General features: G+C 71.5%; 17 protein-coding genes and 1 pseudogene. 5 read left to right on the forward strand and 13 right to left on the reverse strand.

The genetic code is table 11. The features are described 5' to 3' along the window. The first annotated feature begins 621 nt into the window (after nucleotides 1–621). Both ACFU6I_RS17990 and ACFU6I_RS17995 read left to right on the forward strand, forming a co-directional pair. Nucleotides 622–1,362 carry a Clp protease N-terminal domain-containing protein gene (locus tag ACFU6I_RS17990; RefSeq protein ID WP_384367303.1) on the forward strand — a complete coding sequence of 247 codons (741 nt, stop codon included), beginning with the start codon at nucleotides 622–624 and terminating at the stop codon, nucleotides 1,360–1,362. A gap of 120 nt (nucleotides 1,363–1,482) precedes the next feature. Next, nucleotides 1,483–1,674 (forward strand): DUF1059 domain-containing protein, encoded by a 192-nt coding sequence (locus ACFU6I_RS17995; RefSeq protein ID WP_384367306.1) that lies wholly within the window; start codon nucleotides 1,483–1,485, stop codon nucleotides 1,672–1,674. 124 nt (nucleotides 1,675–1,798) lie between these two features. On the opposite strand, the pseudogene ACFU6I_RS18000 reads toward ACFU6I_RS17995, so the two are convergent. The 4 genes and pseudogenes from ACFU6I_RS18000 to ACFU6I_RS18015 all read right to left on the reverse strand — a co-directional run. After that, nucleotides 1,799–1,993 (reverse strand): annotated as a pseudogene (locus ACFU6I_RS18000) (EstA family serine hydrolase); the annotation flags it as partial. Nucleotides 1,994–2,013: 20 nt separating this feature from the next. Beyond that, on the reverse strand, nucleotides 2,014–2,589 hold the full coding sequence (locus tag ACFU6I_RS18005) for a histidine phosphatase family protein (RefSeq protein ID WP_384367309.1): 576 nt from the start codon (nucleotides 2,587–2,589) through the stop codon (nucleotides 2,014–2,016). A gap of 47 nt (nucleotides 2,590–2,636) precedes the next feature. Beyond that, a complete protein-coding gene (locus ACFU6I_RS18010; RefSeq protein ID WP_384367312.1) occupies nucleotides 2,637–3,083 on the reverse strand; it encodes a GNAT family N-acetyltransferase in 447 nt (148 codons plus the stop codon). Then, entirely contained in the window at nucleotides 3,076–4,557 is a 1,482-nt protein-coding gene (locus ACFU6I_RS18015; RefSeq protein ID WP_384367315.1) for a PLP-dependent aminotransferase family protein, read from the reverse strand. Before ACFU6I_RS18015 ends, ACFU6I_RS18010 begins: the two co-directional genes overlap by 8 nt. Between ACFU6I_RS18015 and ACFU6I_RS18020 the strand changes: the two genes are divergently transcribed. Together ACFU6I_RS18020 and ACFU6I_RS18025 are read left to right on the forward strand one after the other, a co-directional pair. Further along, nucleotides 4,556–5,620 (forward strand): DMT family transporter, encoded by a 1,065-nt coding sequence (locus tag ACFU6I_RS18020; RefSeq protein ID WP_384367318.1) that lies wholly within the window; start codon nucleotides 4,556–4,558, stop codon nucleotides 5,618–5,620. The genes ACFU6I_RS18015 and ACFU6I_RS18020 overlap by 2 nt on opposite strands. A 42-nt stretch (nucleotides 5,621–5,662) precedes the next feature. Continuing rightward, on the forward strand, nucleotides 5,663–5,875 hold the full coding sequence (locus ACFU6I_RS18025; RefSeq protein WP_345513099.1) for a DUF1918 domain-containing protein: 213 nt from the start codon (nucleotides 5,663–5,665) through the stop codon (nucleotides 5,873–5,875). 73 nt (nucleotides 5,876–5,948) lie between these two features. On the opposite strand, the gene ACFU6I_RS18030 is transcribed toward ACFU6I_RS18025, so the two are convergent. Continuing rightward, a complete protein-coding gene (locus ACFU6I_RS18030; protein ID WP_384367321.1) occupies nucleotides 5,949–7,247 on the reverse strand; it encodes a glycoside hydrolase family 10 protein in 1,299 nt (432 codons plus the stop codon). 190 nt (nucleotides 7,248–7,437) lie between these two features. Here ACFU6I_RS18030 and ACFU6I_RS18035 point away from each other — a divergent pair, with 190 nt between their 5' ends. Beyond that, complete coding sequence (locus ACFU6I_RS18035) at nucleotides 7,438–8,298, forward strand: 3-hydroxybutyryl-CoA dehydrogenase (protein ID WP_384367324.1); 861 nt, start codon at nucleotides 7,438–7,440, stop codon at nucleotides 8,296–8,298. 75 nt (nucleotides 8,299–8,373) lie between these two features. Here the strand turns inward: ACFU6I_RS18035 and ACFU6I_RS18040 are convergent, their stop codons facing one another. The 8 genes from ACFU6I_RS18040 to rpmI form a co-directional block, all read right to left on the reverse strand. Next, the gene (locus ACFU6I_RS18040; protein WP_345513097.1) at nucleotides 8,374–8,904 is read right to left on the reverse strand and encodes an NUDIX domain-containing protein; all 531 of its coding nucleotides are present in this window, start codon (nucleotides 8,902–8,904) and stop codon (nucleotides 8,374–8,376) included. 87 nt (nucleotides 8,905–8,991) lie between these two features. Continuing rightward, nucleotides 8,992–10,335 carry a transcriptional regulator gene (locus ACFU6I_RS18045; RefSeq protein WP_384367327.1) on the reverse strand — a complete coding sequence of 448 codons (1,344 nt, stop codon included), beginning with the start codon at nucleotides 10,333–10,335 and terminating at the stop codon, nucleotides 8,992–8,994. 437 nt (nucleotides 10,336–10,772) lie between these two features. Further along, nucleotides 10,773–13,283 (reverse strand): phenylalanine--tRNA ligase subunit beta, encoded by a 2,511-nt coding sequence (gene pheT, locus ACFU6I_RS18050; RefSeq protein ID WP_384367331.1) that lies wholly within the window; start codon nucleotides 13,281–13,283, stop codon nucleotides 10,773–10,775. Next, nucleotides 13,283–14,422: a phenylalanine--tRNA ligase subunit alpha gene (gene pheS, locus ACFU6I_RS18055; protein WP_345513093.1), complete on the reverse strand. Its 1,140-nt coding sequence runs from the start codon at nucleotides 14,420–14,422 to the stop codon at nucleotides 13,283–13,285. Before pheS ends, pheT begins: the two co-directional genes overlap by 1 nt. A gap of 169 nt (nucleotides 14,423–14,591) precedes the next feature. Beyond that, nucleotides 14,592–15,767 carry an ATP-binding protein gene (locus ACFU6I_RS18060; RefSeq protein WP_384367334.1) on the reverse strand — a complete coding sequence of 392 codons (1,176 nt, stop codon included), beginning with the start codon at nucleotides 15,765–15,767 and terminating at the stop codon, nucleotides 14,592–14,594. 132 nt (nucleotides 15,768–15,899) lie between these two features. Continuing rightward, complete coding sequence (locus ACFU6I_RS18065; RefSeq protein WP_345513090.1) at nucleotides 15,900–16,742, reverse strand: RNA methyltransferase; 843 nt, start codon at nucleotides 16,740–16,742, stop codon at nucleotides 15,900–15,902. Between the two features lie 116 nt (nucleotides 16,743–16,858). Further along, nucleotides 16,859–17,242, reverse strand: a complete 384-nt coding sequence (gene rplT, locus ACFU6I_RS18070) for a 50S ribosomal protein L20 (protein ID WP_003970214.1) — start codon at nucleotides 17,240–17,242, stop codon at nucleotides 16,859–16,861. A gap of 106 nt (nucleotides 17,243–17,348) precedes the next feature. After that, nucleotides 17,349–17,543 (reverse strand): 50S ribosomal protein L35, encoded by a 195-nt coding sequence (gene rpmI / locus ACFU6I_RS18075; protein WP_030918579.1) that lies wholly within the window; start codon nucleotides 17,541–17,543, stop codon nucleotides 17,349–17,351. Nucleotides 17,544–17,598 lie beyond the last annotated feature (55 nt).

The following is a 17,598-nucleotide window of genomic DNA, read 5'->3' on the forward strand; positions in this document are numbered from 1 at the left end:
CTCGCTGATCGATCAGCGAGAGGCCGGGCGCTCGTTCCCACCCCACGACGGCCCGGCGGGACCGTTCGGGTCCACTGCGAGACCCGTGCGGCACTGCGGCGACGGTCGCCCGATGGATCCTTCCGGCCGGAGCCGGGTACGCGCCGAGCGGCTGCATGCCGCGTCCATGACGGCAGCCCCGCACACCCGGACCGACGTCCCTCCGGTCGCGGCGGGCCCATGCCCGGGTCGGCAGGTCGGCGCAGCCCATGCGACCTGGCGCGACGGCCACCGGTCCGTACGGAAGTGGCGGCCGCACGCCCGGCTCACCGAGCTCCGGGCCGCCCCGCTCGCCGGCGCGACGCACCCCACTCCGCAGACTTCCCGGACCGCTTCGGGCTCCACGCGGAGTCCGCGGCCCCCGGAGACGACGGCTCGACTCGACGCAGGCCTGGACACCTTCCCGGAGAACGCGCCGCGGCCCGCCCGGGCCCATATGAGCCCGCGGATGACGCACTGGGCGCCATCCACCACTTCCCGCCGAGGTCGACCGACCTGCCCGCAAGGCCGAGCGTCGCCACGCCCTACGTGCACTGTCAACTGATGGTTGACAGTGCACGACTGTCAACCTACGGTTGACACATGGCGAAACCAGTGAGCATGACGAATCCGGTACGGCTCGACGAACTGATCGAAGCCATCAAGAAAGTTCACTCCGACGCTCTCGAACAGCTCTCGGGCGCAGTCATCGCCGCCGATCACCTCGGCGACGTGGCCGACCATCTGATCGGCCACTTCGTCGATCAGGCACGCCGCTCGGGAGCCTCCTGGACGGAGATCGGGAAGAGCATGGGAGTCACCCGACAGGCGGCCCAGAAGCGCTTCGTCGCCAAGGATCCCGGCGAACCGTCGGATCTCGACCCCAGTCAGGGGTTCAGCCGGTTCACCGAGCGGGCGCGGAACGTCGTGATGGCGGCACAGAACGAGGCCCGCGCCGCAAACAACGACCAGGTGCGCACGGAGCACCTGACGCTGGGGCTGCTCAGTGAGCCGGACGGGCTCGCCGCGGCGTTCATCAAGGCGCAGGGCGTCTCGCTCGACGCCGTCAGGCAGGCCGCCACCGAGGCGCTGCCGCCCGCGGCAGCGGCGCTCCCGGACCTCATTCCGTACGACGCCGGGGCACGCAAGGCGCTGGAGCTCACGTTCCGGGAGGCCCTGCGGATGGGGCACAACTACGTCGGCACGGAGCACATCCTGCTCGCGCTGCTGGAGCACGAGGACGGCGAGGGCGTGCTGACCGGGCTCGGTATCGACAAGGTCGCCGCGGAGACCGGCATCGCCGAGGCCCTGACGCTCGCCGCCGCAGCGCGCAGGGGTGAATGACCGGCCGCACCGACCGGAGCCGGACAGTTCCCTACGGCTGTGAGCGCACCGGCGCCTCCCTGCTCCCCACTCCCCGGCGTGAACACCGCCCTAGAGTGGAAGGGAGCAGGGAGGTGCCTCATGCGGAAGGTCGCCGACTGCCGGGAATACCCCAGCGAGACGAAATGCACGCTTGCCCTCGCCGGTGAGCCGGAGGAAGTGGTCCGCGCCACCACCGAGCTGGCCGCCCGGATGCACGGTCACGCGGACGGACTGGAGCTGCGGGAGCAGATCGGGTCCGGGCTTCAGGACGAGCCCACCGAGCTCGCGTGAGCCGAGACGCGGCCCGGTACGCATCACCCGGATGCACCGCGGCGCACACGCATGCCTTCCCTGGGCCGTGTGTCGCGGTCCCCGGGGTCCGATATCCGCCCCCTGTGCGCACATGCCGAACGAACCGCTCCCGAGGGCGGGTACGGGCCTCGTCGGCCCAGCCGCCCCAGAGGTCGGCCACGGGTTCCCCGTCGACCAGCACGGTGACGGCGGCGCCCGGTTCGTCGCGGTCCCGGACGTTCGCCCCGAATGCGGTACGGACGCCGGAGAACCGGTCGTCGCAAGGGCCGTGGATCTGCGGCACGGGGCCACACCCCATGGTCGGGGCGGCTCGTCGGTTCAGCGGGCGCCCGCTTCGAGGCTCAGGCTCCAGCGGCCCCGCAGACCGATGAGCGTGATCGTGGAGAGCGGGCGGACGTCGACATTCCAGTACGTCGAGGGCGGCGCCCCCAGCGCGTAGACGAGGGCGGCCCGGACGACGGACGGCTCGGCGACGGCGACGATCGAGCCGTCACAGGCCGGCCGGGTGTCCAGCCAGCCCCCTATCCGCGCGATGAAGGCGAGCAGTGGCTCGCCGCCGTGCGGTGCGGAGCGCGGGTCGGCGAGCCAGGCATTCACCGCGGCGGGTTCGCGGGCCGCGACATCGGAGAGGGTCCAGCCCCGCCAACGGCCCATGTCGCAGTCGCGCAGGGCGGGCTGGGCCATGGGGGCGAAGCCGAGCGCCTCACCGGTGGCGCGGCTGCGGGCGGTCGGCGAGCAGTAACGCAGTTCGGCGGCGCCCAGAGGCACCAACGCCCTTGCGGCGAGCTGCACTTCCTGCCAGCCGGCCTGATCGAGCGGCCGGTCGTCGTCAAAGCGCTCGGCCAGCAGGGAAGAGCTGCGCGCCGCGGCGACGAGCGAGACTCGAACACTCATGGCCGAGATCGTGGAGCCGAACGCCGCCCAGGTCAAGAGGGCGAATTTCAGACGGCTCCGGGACGTTCGAACCTGAAGTACATCCACTTCTCGGGGTCCTTGAGCGGCTGGAACCCGACCCTCGCGTAGACGCCGTGGGCGTCATCGGTCGCGAGAGTGAGCCTGCGGATGCCGGTCGGGGCGAGGTGGTCGCGCACGGCGGCGGCGAGCCGGGTGCCGAGCCCGTGGCCGCGGGCCGACCGGTCGACGTACACATCGCAGAGCCAGGCGAAGGTGACGTGGTCGGTCACCACCCGGGCGTAGCCGACCTGCTCCCCTGAAGTGGATTCGTACACACCGAAGTTGAGCGAACCGGCGATGGCCAGATCCTGCTTCTCGCGGGTACGGCCGAGCGCCCAGTAGGCGTCGGTGGAAAGCCAGTGGTGGATGCGGGCCGGGTCCAGCCGAGCCGGATCGGACGAGATCTCGTAACGCTCCTGGGGGATGTCAGCCATGCCCGGAGGATAGGTCGCAAAGGCCCGTGGCGGCGAAGAGTTTGTCGCAGGCGGTACGCAGCCGTCGTACACCCTCGGCGATCTCGCCCGCTCCGGCGACCGCGGCGAAGCTCAACCGCACCTGGGCGGCCGGAGGTTCGGCGCAGTAGTACGGGCGGCCCGGCGCGACCGCGACGCCTGCGCGCAGGGCGGCCGACACCAACGCGGCTTCGTCGGGGCCGGCTTCGGCAACCGGCAGCCGCAGCCAGAGGCTCCCGCCGCCCGCGGGAATGTGCGGGAGCGACAGGCCGGGCAGTTCGAGCCGCAGGGCGGTCGTCATGGCGGTACGCCGGTTCCTCAACTCCGTCGGCACGGAACGCAGATGGTGACCCCAGGCCGGGGAACCGACCAGTTCGAGCGCGGCTTCCTGGAGCGGACGCGGGACGAAGAAGCTGTCGACGATCTGGATGGCCCGCAGCCGTTCCAGCACCGGCCCCCGGGCGGTCAGCGCACCCACCCGCAGGCTGGGCGAGGTGATCTTGGTGAGGGAGCAGACGTGGACGACGACGCCGTCGGGGTCGTCGGCGGCGAGCGGCGCGGGCAGCGGGCCCGCGTCGTCGTGGACGAGACGGCGCGCGAAGTCGTCCTCGATGACGAACGCCCCCGCCTCGCGGGCTATCCGGACGACCTCACGCCGACGGTCCGGGGCCAGGACCGCGCCGGTCGGATTCTGGAAGAGCGGCTGGCAGACGAACACGCGAGCGCCCGTGGCGCCGAAGGCGGCGGCCAGCAGATCGGGGCGGACCCCGTCGGCGTCGACCGGGACCGGGACGGGACGCAGTCCGGCGGCACGGGCAGCCGCCAGCATGCCCGGGTAGGTGGGCGATTCGACGAGGACGGGGGCGCCGGGCGGGGCGAGGGCGCGCAGAGCGGTGGCCAGGGCGCTCTGGCCGCCCGCGGTGATGAGTACGTCGGCGGCGGTGAGCGAGGGTCCGATCTCGCGGGCGAACCAGGCACGGAGCTCGGTGAGCCCGTCGGTGGGCGGCCGGCCCCAGGCTCCGGGGCGGCGACCGGCCCGGGCGAGGGCGGCGGCGAGCGCCCGTTCGGGCTGGAGCGAGGGGTGGAGGTAGCCGCCGTTCAGCTCGATGACGCCGGGCGGCGGTGCGGCGAGCGTGACCAGGACGCCGGACGCGTCGACGGTACGGGGCACGACCTCGGGTCCACCGTCGCCGCTGAGAGAGACCTCCTGCCAGGAGGTGTCGCCGGGCGGGGGCACGTCGGCACGGGGCTCCGCCCGGAAGGCGCCGGAGCCGGGACGGGTCACGACGAGCCCTTCGGCGGCGAGCTGCGCGATCGCCCGGGAGACGGTCACCGGACTGACCCGATAGCGCTCCACGAGCGCCCGGCTGGATGGCAGCTTCCCACCTGGTGAGTAGCGGTTCAGTTCACTTCGAAGAGAATTTGCCAGCTCAGCTACACTGCTACGCTCTTGCATGACAGCAAAGGATAGCGCTACCCGTCAGACATCGATAGCGGTTACCTCCCCTTCGACAGCAGTCGCCCCATCGGCGGGCCGGAGCGGCACCCTGCTCGCCGGGCTCGGCGTCGTCGCCTTCTCGCTGACCTTCCCGTCCACGGTCTGGGGACTGGAGAGCTTCGGCCCCTGGTCCCTGGTGACCCTGCGCAGCCTGCTCGCCGCACTGATCGCGGGCAGCGTGCTGCTCGCGGGACGGGTCCCGGTGCCCGACCGCCGCCACTGGGGCGGGCTCGCGGTCGTCGCCGGTGGTGTGGTGGTGGGGTTCCCGCTGCTGACCACGCTGGCCCTGCAGACCTCCACCTCGTCGCACGCGGCCGTGGTGGTGGGGTTGCTGCCGCTGACCACGGCGGTCCTCTCGTCGCTGCGGACCGGGTCGCGTCCGCCGCGGATCTTCTGGATCGCGGCACTGACCGGCGCGGCCGTGGTGATCGTGTTCACCGTGCAGCAGAGCGGCGGCGCGCTCTCCTCCGGCGATCTCTTCCTGTTCGGCGCGCTGCTGGTGTGCGCGGCGGGGTACACCGAGGGCGGCAGGCTGGCCGCGGTCATGCCGGGCTGGCAGGTGATCGGCTGGGCACTGGTCCTCGCGACGCCGCCGATGGTGGCGGGCGCGGCGGTCGCGCTTTCCTTCGAGCCGGTGCGGCTGACCACGCACGGGGTCATCGGCCTGGTCTGGGTGGCGGCGGGTTCCACCTTCGTCGGCCTGTACGTCTGGTACCGCGGCATGGCGGAGATCGGGGTCCCGCGGGCGAGCCAGCTTCAGCTCGCGCAGCCGCTGCTGACCCTGGTGTGGTCGTTCCTGCTCCTCGGCGAGAAGGTCTCGGCGGCCGCACCCGTGGCGGCGGTGGCCGTCCTCGTCTGCATCGCGGCCACCCAGCGGGCGGGGGCGCGGCGCCAGGGGGCGTCCGGCGTGGCCCACGACGGCCGGGGCACACGCGCCACGGCGGCCTCAACCGCGCCCTGTTCCCGCCCTGTCCGAAAAGAGTCACCGGTACGCCCGGTGCGCGGGCGGATCCGGTCATAGACTTGTCGACATGGACCGTCACCCGTGAGGAGGTCACTCCCTATGGAGGCACACGCGGGCGACCGGCTGCTGACGCACGGCAGGACCGTGGGGCAGCACGACCGGGTCGCAGAAATCCTCGAAGTGCTCGGGGACGGGGGCGCGCCCCCGTATCGCGTCCGCTCCGAGGACGGACACGAACACCTGGTTTCGCCAGGTCCCGACACCATCGTCCAGCACGCCGTGGTCCGGCACCGGGGCCCGGAGACCCCGTAGGTTCCCCGGGCACACGGCACCGCCCCGACCGCGCCACCCCTCGTAGCGCCCTCTCCGCCTCGGACCCCTCGGGTCAGCGGGGAGGGCGCACTCTGCTGCGGTAGTGGTCCGCCACGACGCGCGCCATCATGCCGGCCCGGTCGGTGACCACGTCCTTGCCCGAGAAGTAGACATGCCCGCGGACCTGGTCGTAGCCGGCGGCGAGGCCGATGTGGCGAGAGAGCTCGGCCGGGTCCTGCCAGGCGGCGGGCTGGGCGGGGTCACCGCTCTTGTAGAGCGCCTCGCCGACGAAGAGGTTGACACCTGTGCCCCGTACCACCGCGTCCCACCAGGGGACCAGCTTGGCGTAGTCGGCGGCGGCGAAGCCGATGTTCCAGTAGACCTGCGGACAGATGTAGTCGATCCATCCCTTCTTGACCCAGCCTCGGGTGTCGGCGTGCAGGTCGTCGTAGGTCTGCACCCCTGCCCTGGTGTCCGAGCCCAGAGGGTCGGTCCCCGCATTGCGCCAGACACCGAACGGGCTGATCCCGAACTGGACGTGCTTCTTGATCTTCTTGATCCCCGCGGACATCTCGCGGACCAGCTTGTCGGTGTTGTCGCGGCGCCAGGCGGCCTTGTCCGGGAAGCCCGCGCCGTACTTCGCGTAGGTGGCGTCGTCGGCGAAGACCTGTCCGGCGACCGGATACGGGTAGAAGTAGTCGTCCCAGTGGACGGCGTCGATGTCGTAGCGGCGGACCGCGTCGAGCATCGCGTCCTGGACGAAGCGGCGCACCTCGGGCAGTCCGGGGTTGTAGTAGAGCTTCCCGCCGTACGGCAGGACCCAGTCGGGGTGCAGCCGCGCCGGATGGGTGGGGACCAGCCGGGACGGATCCGTGTGGTTGGCGACCCGGTACGGGTTGAACCAGGCATGCAGTTCCAGGCCGCGGCGGTGCGCCTCACGGACAGCGGTGCCCAGCGGGTCCCAGCCGGGGTTCTTCCCCTGGACGCCGGTGAGGTACTGGGCCCACGGCTCGTAGGAGGACGGCCACAGGGCATCGGCGGTCGGCCGGACCTGCAGGACGACGGCGTTCAGCCGCCGGTCGACGGCCTCGTCGAGGTACGCGATCAGCTCGGCCTGCTGCGCCGCCGCCGTCAGGCCGGGCGCCGAGGGCCAGTCGATGTTGGCGACGGTGGCGACCCACATACCGCGCATCTCGCGCCGGGCGACGCGCGGGAGATGCGCACCCGGCCCGGGCGACGCACCCGCCCCGGACGGAACCGGCGCTTCCCGCGGTACCGCGAGGGCCTCGGCCGCACCCGCGACCGAGGCCGTCATCCCCGCGACCACCCCGGCCGCACCCGCCACAAAGCCCCTTCGGGCCATTTGCCGCATTTCGTTGCCACCTGCCGTCTCTGTGTCCTCGTCCGTCACCCCCGGCATCGGGGGTAACGCAGAGCATGCCCGCCCCGGCCCGTCATGACCCGTAGGCCGCGGAGTAACGTCGGGGGGTCGAGGCGGGGACCGGAATCAGACGGGAGCCCGCCGAACGGAGATGAGCGAAAGGCACGAGGTGACGGACTCTATGGCCGACATTGCACGCGTCGGAGTGGTGGGCTGTGGCCAAATGGGCGCAGGCATCGCGGAGGTGTGCGCCCGCAGCGGACTCGACGTCATGGTGGCCGAGACCACCGGCGAGGCGCTGGAGATCGGTCGCACCCGGCTCCACAACTCCCTCTCGAAGGCCGCCGAACGCGGCAAGATCACCGAGGAGGAGCGCGACGAGACACTCGGCCGCCTCGGCTTCACCACCGACCTCGGCGAGTTCGCCGACCGCGATCTCGTGATCGAGGCCGTCGTGGAGAACGAGCAGGTCAAGACCGAGATCTTCCAGGTGCTCGACCAAGTGGTGACCCGAAAGGACGCGATTCTCGCCTCCAACACGTCCTCCATCCCGCTGGTGAAGCTGGCTGTGGCGACGTCCCGCCCGGACCAGGTCATGGGCATCCACTTCTTCAACCCGGCCCCGGTGCAGAAGCTCGTCGAGCTGATCCCCGCTCTGACCACGTCCGACGAGACGATCCGGCGCTCCGAGGCACTGGTGCAGGACGTGCTGGGCAAGCATCCGATCCGCGCCCAGGACCGCTCCGGCTTCGTCGTCAACGCTCTGCTGATCCCGTATCTCCTTTCCGCGATCCGGATGTTCGAGTCGGGTATCGCCAGCCGCGAGGACATCGACAACGGCATGGAGCTCGGCTGCGCCCACCCGATGGGCCCGCTGAAGCTGTCCGACCTCATCGGCCTGGACACCGTGGCCTCGGTCGCCGACTCGATGTACGCCGAGTTCAAGGAACCGCTGTACGCCGCTCCCCCGCTGCTCCAGCGCATGGTCGACGCGGGCCGGCTCGGCCGCAAGACGGGCTCGGGCTTCTACCCGTACTCCTGACCTGCCGGTCGTCGTACCGCCTGCGGGGCCGGCCGGGGATGTCCCGGCCGGCCCCGATCGCGTGCGCGACGTGCCTCACCCGATCCGTAAGTGATGGAGCATCAGCAACCCGGCCACCGTGTTGGCCGCCGGCACCTCGCCCCGGGCGATCATGTCGGGCACCAGCTTGAGCGGTATCCACTCGCGGCGCGACGACTCGAAATCGTCCTGCGGAGGGCCGGTCCAGGTCGCCTCCTCGGCCCAGTAGAGGTGGTGCCGAGCGTCGGTGAGGCCGTTCGACGGCTCCACGGTCAACAGCGGCCGCAGCGGGCCCGGGCGCCAGCCGGTCTCCTCCTCCATCTCCCGGGCGGCCGCGGCCTCGATGCCCTCGCCGTCCTCGACCACACCGGCGGCGAGCTCCCAGCCCCAGCTGTCGGTGATGAACCGGTGCCGCCACAGCAGCAGGACCTCGTTGGCCTCGTTGACGACGGTCGCCGCGGCGACGGCCCGGAGCCGGACGAGGTAGTGGTCGAGGTGACGGCCGTCGGGAAGAACGACATCCGCCAGATTGACCCGGAACCAGCGGTTCTCATAGACAGTTTGTTCGTTCAGATTCGTCCACTGCACAGTTCTGCCACCTTCCGACACGTTGGTGGCAACATGGCAGCAGGAGCAGCGTCGGAGGGGAACGTTCCCGGCGTACGTTCAGTACGTTCACAGCGGTACGCGCAACGCCCCGTCGATCATCTCGGCGGCCTGTTCCGCGTCTGCGCAGCCACTCCCGACCAGATCCTCGCGCACCGCCCGCAGCCGGTCCCGCAGCCGCTGCGACTCCATCCCCCGGGCCCGTTCCGCCATCTCCGTGGCCGTGCCCGCCGCCCGGTCCGCCTCCCCCTGCCGCAGCTCGATATGGGTCAGGATGGCCAGCCGGTGCACCCGGCCCCGGTCGTGCGCCGGGGTACTGACCGCCGCAGCGGCGTGCTCCCGAGCCCCCGGCAGATCGCCGAGGCTGAGCAGGGCCTCCGCCACCTGCACATTGACCAGGCCCGGTTCGACGTACCCCGTCTCGTCGGGTTCATGGCCGGGGCGGATGCGCTCGGCCTCGGACTCGGCTCGCCGGATGCACTCCAGGGCGCTGTGACCGTCGCCGAGGTGCGCGTACGCCTTCGCCTGCATCGCGTACAGATCGGCCGCCAGCGCGGGCGTGATGTGCCGTCCCGCGGCCCGCAGCGCCGCCTCCGCGAAGGCGACGGACTGCCGGTAGTCGGCGAGGAACAGCGACTGGTTGACCAGCAGGGCGATCACATACCCGCCGAGACCCCGGTCCCCGCTCGCCTTGGCCAGCCGCAGCGCCTGGTGGAAGTAGCGCTGGGCGAGACCGTGCGCGTCGGAGTCGTAGGCGCAGATGCCCGCGACGGCCACCAGCCCGCCGGTCGCCCGGTGCAACTGACGGCCGGTCGCGTCGCTGTAGCCGCCACGCAGCAGCGGGGCGGTCTCGGCGTTGAGGAAGCCGACGATGCGGGAACGCGTCGCGATGCCGCCGGCCCTGCGGTACATCAGTTCGTAGTGGGCGCGGGCGGCACGCAGCATCGCTATGTCGGCCACGCCGACGCGTGTCGGACCGACACGGGAGACATCGGCGTCCTCGGGCGGGTTCTCCCACTCCCAGACGGGCATGACCGCCGTCGTGCCGGTGACGGCGGCCGCGGCGAGGAGGTGGGGGCGCTGCTGTTCGTCCGAGCGCCACAACGCGGTGGCCCGTTCGACGAAGCCGGTGAGCGTCGAACCCGGCACGACCGTGCCTCCGCGGCCGCAGGTCGCCATGCCGATGTCGTCGAGGGAGACCGGTCGGCGCAGCCGGTCGCCGAGCACCTCGCAGATCAGGTCGGGCGCCTGCCCGCGGGGCCGCTGGCCCTTCAACCAGCGGGCCACGGCAGTGTGTTCGTACCGCAGGGACAGTCCGCGGGCACGCCCGGCCTGGTTGATGTGCGCGGCAAGACCTGCCCGGGAGACGCCCGCCTCGTCGATGAGGGATTCGAGCAGGATGTTGGGCTCCATTGCCCCTCCTAAGGCCTGTCGCCCCAGTGGAGCACGTTTCACACGGGGTGTGAACGGAATGCCCGAACCGTCCCGCCGCGCACTCTGGTGCACCGGGGTACGAATCGGTTGAATCAGTCGCCTCGCAAGAGGCGGCCGGGTCGTCTGCTCCCCCTCGTACAGTCGACGACCCGCACCCGCGTCGTTCGCTCTGCCGACCTGCCCGACACTCCGTGGCAGCGCGGACGACGCCGGATCGCACGACCCACTGCCCACTGATCGGAGGGTGGCTGCGGGGTCGGACCGGACCCGGGTTCCCCTGGGCCGGGCCGGTGCCCGCGTGCGGTCCCCCGCCGTTCGGCGAGCGCAGAAGGAGGGGGCGTATCCGGTAGCCGGATACGCCCCCTCCTCACCTTCTGCGGCCGGTTCGGCCTCGATGGCCGGTCGCCGTCGGCGCGCTACGCTCCGCGCAGCACCGCGCCCGTCCGCTCCGCGGCCAGGGCGACCGCCGCGTCTCGGGCGGCCGTGGCCTCGTCGACAGTCAGAGTGCGGTCCGGCGCGCGGAACCGCAGCGCGTACGCCAGGGACTTCCTGCCCTCGCCGATCTGCTCACCGGCGAACACGTCGAACAGCCTCAGAGATTCGAGGAGTTCACCCGCACCCTCCCGCAACGCCTGCTCCACGTCGGCGGCGGGCACGTCCTGCGCGACGATCAGCGCGACGTCCTGGGTCGCCACCGGGAAGGTGGAGATCCGCGGCGCCTGGAGTGCGCCGTCGACGGCCTGCTCCAGGAGATCGAGGTCGATCTCCATGGCGCAGGTCCGCTCCGGCAGGTGGAGCTCCTTGATGACGCCCGGGTGCAGCTCGCCGGCGTGCCCGACGAGGACCTCCGCGTCGTTCGCCGTGACGAACAGCGCGGCGCAGCGGCCGGGGTGCCACGGCGCGTGCTGGTCGTTCCGGACGATGAGCTCGACACCGGCCTCGCGGGCGATGGCACGAGCGGCCTCGATGGAGTCCGCCCAGCCGACCGGGCGGCCCTTGCCCCACCAGCCGGCCTGCTCGCGGGCGCCCGCGAGGACGACCGCCGCGCGGCGCGGCTGATGCGGCAGCGCGGCGTTCAGCCCGGCGATCTGCTCGTCGCCGGGACGGTGGTCGACGGGCAGCCGCACGGCCGCGGTCTCCTCGCCGGTCGGCCGGAAGACCAGTCCCGTCTCGAAGAGAGCCAGGTCATGGCTGCCGCGGCCGTCGTTGCGCCGCAGTGCGCCGAGGAGGCCCGGCAGCAGCGTGGTGCGCAGCGCCGGCTCCTCGTCGGAGAGCGGGTTGACGAGCTTGACCGTACGGCGGCGGGCGTCGTCGGCGTCGAACCCGAGCTGGTCCAGCACCGCGTCGCCGATGAACGGGTAGTTCAGCGCCTCGACATAGCCGGCTCCGGCGAGCGCCCGGCCGACCCTGCGGTGCAGCCGCTGGCGGTCGGTGAGCCCGCGCCCGGACGGCGGCGTCGGCAGCGTGGACGGGAGGTTCTCGTACCCCTCCAGCCGGATGACCTCTTCGGCGAGGTCGTTCGGCTCGCTCAGGTCGGGCCGCCAGGACGGCACGGTGACCAGGAGCTCGTCCTGCCCGTAGACGTCGCAGCCGACCTGCTGGAGGCGGCGTACGACGGTCTCGCGGCCGTACGCGACACCGGCCACCCGGTCGGGGTGGTCCGCGGGCATCGGGATGGTGCGGGGCGCGGACGGAGCCGCGACCTCGGTGACGCCGGCCTCGGCGGTGCCGCCCGCGAGCAGCACCAGCAGGTCGACGGTGCGCTGTGCGGCAGCGGCCGCGGCCTGCGGGTCGGCGCCGCGCTCGAAGCGCTTGGACGCCTCGGAGGACAGCTTGTGACGGCGTGCGGTCCGGGCGATCGAGATCGCGTCGAAGTGCGCGGCCTCGATGACGACCTCGGTGGTGCTCCCACCGTTCTGGGTGTCGGCGATCTCGGTGTTGGCGCCGCCCATGACCCCCGCGAGACCGATCGGCCCGCGGTTGTCGGTGATGACCAGGTCCTCTGCGTCCAGGACGCGGGCCGTGCCGTCGAGCGTGGTGAGCTTCTCGCCCTGCTGGGCGCGGCGCACCCCGATCGGCCCGTCGATACGGGTGCGGTCGTAGGCGTGCAGCGGCTGACCGAGCTCCAGCATCACGTAGTTGGTGATGTCGACGGTGAGCGAGATCGGGCGCATCCCGGCCTTCTGCAGCCGGCGCTGCATCCAGATCGGGGAGCGCGCCTCGGGATCCAGACCGACGACGGTGCGCGCGGTGAACCGGTCGCAGCCGATCGGGTCGGCCACCTTCACCGGGTAGCCGAACGCGTTCGGCGCGGGCACGTCGAGGAGAGCCGGGTCGCGCAGCGGCAGCCCGTACGCGATGGCGGTCTCACGGGCGACGCCGCGCATCGAGAGGCAGTAGCCGCGGTCGGGGGTGACGGCGATGTCGAGGACCTCGTCGACGAGCTGGAGCAGCTCGATCGCGTCCGTGCCGACCTCGTGCTCCGGCGACAGCACGATGATGCCGTGCGTGCCGTCGTCGCCCATGCCGAGCTCGTCGGTGGAGCAGATCATGCCGTGCGAGGTCCGGCCGTACGTCTTGCGTGCGGCGATCGCGAAGTCGCCGGGCAGTACGGCGCCGGGGAGGACCACGACGACCTTGTCGCCGACGGCGAAGTTACGGGCTCCGCAGACGATCTCCTGCGGCTCACCGGTGCCGTTGGCGGAGCCGACGTCGACGGTGCAGAAGCGGATGGGCTTCTTGAAGCCCTCCAGCTCCTCGATGGTCAGTACCTGTCCGACGACCAGGGGGCCCTTGAGGCCGGCGCCGATGTGCTCGACGGTCTCGACCTCCAGACCGACGTCGACGAGCTTGGCCTGTACGTCACGGCCGGTCTCCGTCGCCGGCAGGTCGACGTACTCCCGCAGCCAGGAAAGCGGGACGCGCATCAGATCTCCATCCCGAACGGCCGGGTGAACCGGACGTCACCCTCGACCATGTCTCGCATGTCTTCGACGTTGTGGCGGAACATCAGCATTCGTTCGATGCCGAACCCGAAGGCGAATCCGCTGTACTTCTGGGGGTCGACGCCGCAGGCGATGAGCACCTTGGGGTTGACCATGCCGCAGCCGCCGAGCTCGATCCAGCCCTCGCTGCCGCAGGTGCGGCAGGGGCGGTCCGGGTTGCCGACGGACGTGCCGCGGCAGACGTAGCAGACCATGTCCATCTCGGCGGACGGCTCGGTGAAGGGGAAGAAGTTCGGCCGCAGCCGGGTCTTCATCTCGGGGCCGAAGAGCGCCTGGACCATGTGGTCGAGGGTGCCCTTGAGGTCCGCCATGGTGAGGCCCTCGTCGACGGCGAGCAGCTCGATCTGGTGGAAGACCGGGGTGTGCGTCGCGTCGAGCTCGTCGGTGCGGTAGACCCGCCCGGGGCAGACGACGTAGACGGGCGGCTCGCGGTCGAGCAGGGTGCGGGCCTGGACCGGCGAGGTGTGCGTACGCAGCACGATGCCGGACTCGTCACCCGTGGTCGGCTTCCCGTCGGGCGTGGTGCCCTGGACGAAGAAGGTGTCCTGCATCTGCCGGGCCGGGTGGTCGGGCACGAAGTTCAGGGCGTCGAAGTTGAACCACTCCGCCTCGACCTCGGGGCCCTCCGCGATCTCGTAGCCCATGGCCACGAAGACGTCCGCGACGCGCTCCATGATGGTCGTCAGAGGGTGGCGGGCGCCGGCCGGGGTGCGGTCGTACGGCAGCGTGACGTCCACTGCCTCCTCGACCAGCACACGGGCGTCCCGCTCGGCCTCCAGCTCCGCCTGACGGGCGGCGAGGGCCTTGCTCACGGCGCCGCGGGCCTGGCCCACACGCTTGCCCGCCTCGGCCTTGGCCTGCGGCGGCAGCGCGCCGATCTCCCGGTTGGCGAGGGACAGGGGCGAGGTACCACCGGTGTGCGCGGTCTTCGCCTGGGCGAGCGCGTCGAGGTCGCCCGCGGCGGCGAAGGCGGTGAACGCCTCGTCCCGCATGCGCTCGATCTCTTCCGGTTTCAGTGCCTCGACCTCGACTGGGTCGTACGACTTGTTCGGTGCCGACATCTCTTCCCGTGCTTCCGATTGGCTGGTGGCGCGGCCCCGCTCGACGACTGGAGGACGCAAAGGTGCCAAAGGTCGAGTCTAAAGGCCACGAGGGGTGGAGGAAGCCCGCGGGCTGCTCAGGCCCTCCCGTCGCCCGCCGCCGCCCTGCCCGATTGCTTCGCAAACTCTCTTATTTCAGAAAAGCCGGAGCCCCCACGGGCAGAATAAATCGGAATTCGGCGCCGCCGCCGGGGCCGCGGCCGACTGTGATCGTGCCGCCGTGCGCCTCGACGATGCCCTTGACGATGTAGAGGCCCAGCCCCGTACCGCCGCGCTTGCTCCCCCGCCAGAAGCGGGTGAAGACACGGCCCATCGACTCCTCGGGGATGCCGGGGCCTTCGTCGCTCACGGTGACGGCCGTTCCCTTCTCGTCGCTCTTCGCGGGTGCGGGTGCGAGTTCAATGGTGACGGTTCCCTCGCCGTGGCGCACCGCGTTTTCCAGCAGGTTGCCGAGGACCTGGTCGACCTTGTCCGGGTCGGCCCACACTGCGGGCAGCGGCTGCCGGGTGCGGACGAGGAAGCGGTCGGGCGTCTGACCGTTGGCGGTGAGGGCCTGGACGTGGCGTTCCACGGCGGCGGAGAGGTCGACCGGCTGGCGGCGCAGCTCCAGGCGGCCGGAGTCGATCCGGGAGATGTCGAGCAGCTCGGCGATGAGCCGGGTGACGCGGTTGGCGTCGGCGTCGACGGTCTCCAGCATCAGGCGCTTCTGGTCGTCGGTGAACCGTTCCCACTTGGCCAGCAGCGTCGCGGTGAAGCCCTTGACGGAGGTCAGCGGGGAGCGCAGCTCGTGGGCGACGATCGCGATCAGTTCGGCGTGGCTGCGCTCGGTGCGGCGACGGGCCTCGGTGCCGCGCAGACTGATCACCAGCCGGCGTACCGGACCGGTCGGGTAGTCACGTACGTACCGGGCGGCGACCAGGACCTCGCGGCCGCCGGGCAGCAGCAGGTTCCGCTCGGGCTGGCCGACCCGGGTGGCGAGGCCGCCGTACGGATCGGTCAGGGCCCACCAGCGTCGGCCCTTGAGGTCCTCCAGCGGCAGTACGTGCTCCAGCGGGCGGCCGAGCGCGGCGGTCCTGGGTACGGCGGTGATCCGGGCTGCCGCCGAGTTGAAGCAGATGACCCGGCCCGTCCGGTCGGCGATGACGAGCCCGTCGGGGAGGTCGTCCGGGTCGATGCCGGATGCGACGGTGTCGTCCGCGGGGCCGTTGCCCTCGACGTCGGCCGGGGAATTCTCGCCGTCCGGACCCCGGTCGGCGCGCACGTCGGCCGGGTGTGTGTCGCGCGGCCTGCTCATGCCGACAGACATATTCCCGTACCCCACCTCTCGAACCGGTGCAGTGGGCCCCCGAGTTCGTCACCCTACTAGTCGTCGGTGACGGAGCGACACCCTGTGGGGGCGCACTGCTGCGGTGTGCCGGTCGGCGGGGTACGGGGCCGGTCAGCCGGCGGTACGTCGGGGGCGCTGGGCGCGGGCGGAGGCGTACAGGCAGACGGCCGCCGCGGTGGCGAGGTTGAGGCTTTCCGCCTTGCCGTGGATCGGCACCCGGACGACGGCGTCGGCCAGCGCCCGGGTCTCCTCGGGCAGCCCCCACGCCTCGTTGCCGAAGACCCAGGCGGTGGGACCGCCCATGGTGCCTGCGTCGAGCTCGTCGTCGAGGTCGTCGTCGCCCGCGCCGTCGGCGGCGAGGATCCGTACGCCCGCGTCCCGCAGCCCCTGGACGGCCTGCTCGACCGGTACGCCCACGACGACCGGCAGATGGAAGAGCGAGCCGACCGAGGCACGCACGGACTTGGGGTTGTAGAGGTCGACGGAGGCGTCGGTGAGGACGACGGCGTCGGCGCCCGCGGCGTCGGCACAGCGCAGCACCGTACCGGCGTTCCCGGGGTCACGTACGTGTGCGAGGACGGCGACCAGGGTGGGCTTCGCGGCGAGGACGGACTCGAACGGCGAGTCGAGGAACCGGCAGACACCGATGAGACCCTGCGGGGTGACGGTCTGCGACACATCGGCGAGGGTGTCGCCGTCGGCGAGGTGCACCCGGGCGCCGGCCGCGTGGGCGGCGTCGATGATGTCGGCGTACCGCTCGGCCGCCTCGACGGTGGCGAAGAGCTCCAGCAGGGTCGGCTCGCCGTCACTGCCGCGGTGTTCCGCGGCCTCGCGCACGGCCTGCGGCCCCTCGGCGATGAACCGTCGCTCCTTGCCCCGGAAATTGCGCCGGGCGAGGCGCCGGGCGGCGGCGACGCGCGGCGATCGCGGGGAGATCAGTTCGGGGGTGGCCATGGTCGGCGGCGGGCCTCTCTGCGTGCGGAGGTACGGAACAAGGGGTGCAACGCACCGGACCCGCAGACGACGAGCGCCTGCGGGTCCGGCTCAAAAGCCAAGAAGTGCGCCCTGGGTCAGGCGGCCTTCGGGGCGTTGACGTCACTCGGGAGGGCCTTCTGGGCAACCTCGACGAGAGCGGCGAACGCGTTGGCGTCGTTGACCGCGAGCTCGGCCAGAATCTTGCGGTCCACCTCGATGTTGGCGGCCTTCAGACCCTGGATGAGGCGGTTGTACGTCATGCCGTTCTGGCGGGCAGCGGCGTTGATGCGCTGGATCCACAGCTGACGGAAGTCGCCCTTGCGCTTCTTGCGGTCGTTGTAGTTGTAGACCAGGGAGTGGGTGACCTGCTCCTTGGCCTTGCGGTACAGGCGCGAGCGCTGACCGCGGTAACCGCTGGCGGCCTCGAGGATTGCCCGGCGCTTCTTGTGGGCGTTGACTGCCCGCTTGACGCGTGCCACTTGTTAACTCCTTGTAGCGGGGCCGTGGTTGGACTCACACGGCCCGGAAACGAATTGGTCCCGGTGTGATCGAGGTCGCGCCCCCGGATTCACCGGGGGCCGAACCTCACTTGCCGAGAAGCTTCTTGATCTTCTTGGCGTCGGCCGGAGCCACGACGACCGTGCCGGTCAGCGAGCGGGTCTTCTTGGACGACTTGTGCTCGAGCAGGTGGCGCTTGCCGGCCTTCTCACGGAGCACCTTGCCGGAGCCGGTGATCTTGAATCGCTTGCTGGCACCGCTGTGCGTCTTGTTCTTCGGCATCGCGCCGTTCTCTCCTCGTAAGTGGCGCCCCTCGCGGTGCAGGCACCGGACAGCA

This window comes from Streptomyces sp. NPDC057486, assembly GCF_042802415.1.
Taxonomy (GTDB): domain Bacteria; phylum Actinomycetota; class Actinomycetes; order Streptomycetales; family Streptomycetaceae; genus Streptomyces; species Streptomyces yanii.

What these genes read in the sequence shown, in the direction of transcription:
- ACFU6I_RS17990 (WP_384367303.1), top strand. Translation starts at nt 622, where the DNA reads ATGGCGAAACCAGTGAGCATGACGAATCCGGTACGGCTCGACGAACTG.
- ACFU6I_RS17995 (WP_384367306.1), top strand. Translation starts at nt 1,483, where the DNA reads ATGCGGAAGGTCGCCGACTGCCGGGAATACCCCAGCGAGACGAAATGC.
- ACFU6I_RS18005 (WP_384367309.1), bottom strand. Translation starts at nt 2,589, where the DNA reads ATGAGTGTTCGAGTCTCGCTCGTCGCCGCGGCGCGCAGCTCTTCCCTG.
- ACFU6I_RS18010 (WP_384367312.1), bottom strand. Translation starts at nt 3,083, where the DNA reads ATGGCTGACATCCCCCAGGAGCGTTACGAGATCTCGTCCGATCCGGCT.
- ACFU6I_RS18020 (WP_384367318.1), top strand. Translation starts at nt 4,556, where the DNA reads ATGACAGCAAAGGATAGCGCTACCCGTCAGACATCGATAGCGGTTACC.
- ACFU6I_RS18015 (WP_384367315.1), bottom strand. Translation starts at nt 4,557, where the DNA reads ATGCAAGAGCGTAGCAGTGTAGCTGAGCTGGCAAATTCTCTTCGAAGT.
- ACFU6I_RS18025 (WP_345513099.1), top strand. Translation starts at nt 5,663, where the DNA reads ATGGAGGCACACGCGGGCGACCGGCTGCTGACGCACGGCAGGACCGTG.
- ACFU6I_RS18030 (WP_384367321.1), bottom strand. Translation starts at nt 7,247, where the DNA reads ATGCGGCAAATGGCCCGAAGGGGCTTTGTGGCGGGTGCGGCCGGGGTG.
- ACFU6I_RS18035 (WP_384367324.1), top strand. Translation starts at nt 7,438, where the DNA reads ATGGCCGACATTGCACGCGTCGGAGTGGTGGGCTGTGGCCAAATGGGC.
- ACFU6I_RS18045 (WP_384367327.1), bottom strand. Translation starts at nt 10,335, where the DNA reads ATGGAGCCCAACATCCTGCTCGAATCCCTCATCGACGAGGCGGGCGTC.
- pheT (WP_384367331.1), bottom strand. Translation starts at nt 13,283, where the DNA reads ATGCGCGTCCCGCTTTCCTGGCTGCGGGAGTACGTCGACCTGCCGGCG.
- pheS (WP_345513093.1), bottom strand. Translation starts at nt 14,422, where the DNA reads ATGTCGGCACCGAACAAGTCGTACGACCCAGTCGAGGTCGAGGCACTG.
- ACFU6I_RS18060 (WP_384367334.1), bottom strand. Translation starts at nt 15,767, where the DNA reads ATGTCTGTCGGCATGAGCAGGCCGCGCGACACACACCCGGCCGACGTG.
- ACFU6I_RS18065 (WP_345513090.1), bottom strand. Translation starts at nt 16,742, where the DNA reads ATGGCCACCCCCGAACTGATCTCCCCGCGATCGCCGCGCGTCGCCGCC.
- rpmI (WP_030918579.1), bottom strand. Translation starts at nt 17,543, where the DNA reads ATGCCGAAGAACAAGACGCACAGCGGTGCCAGCAAGCGATTCAAGATC.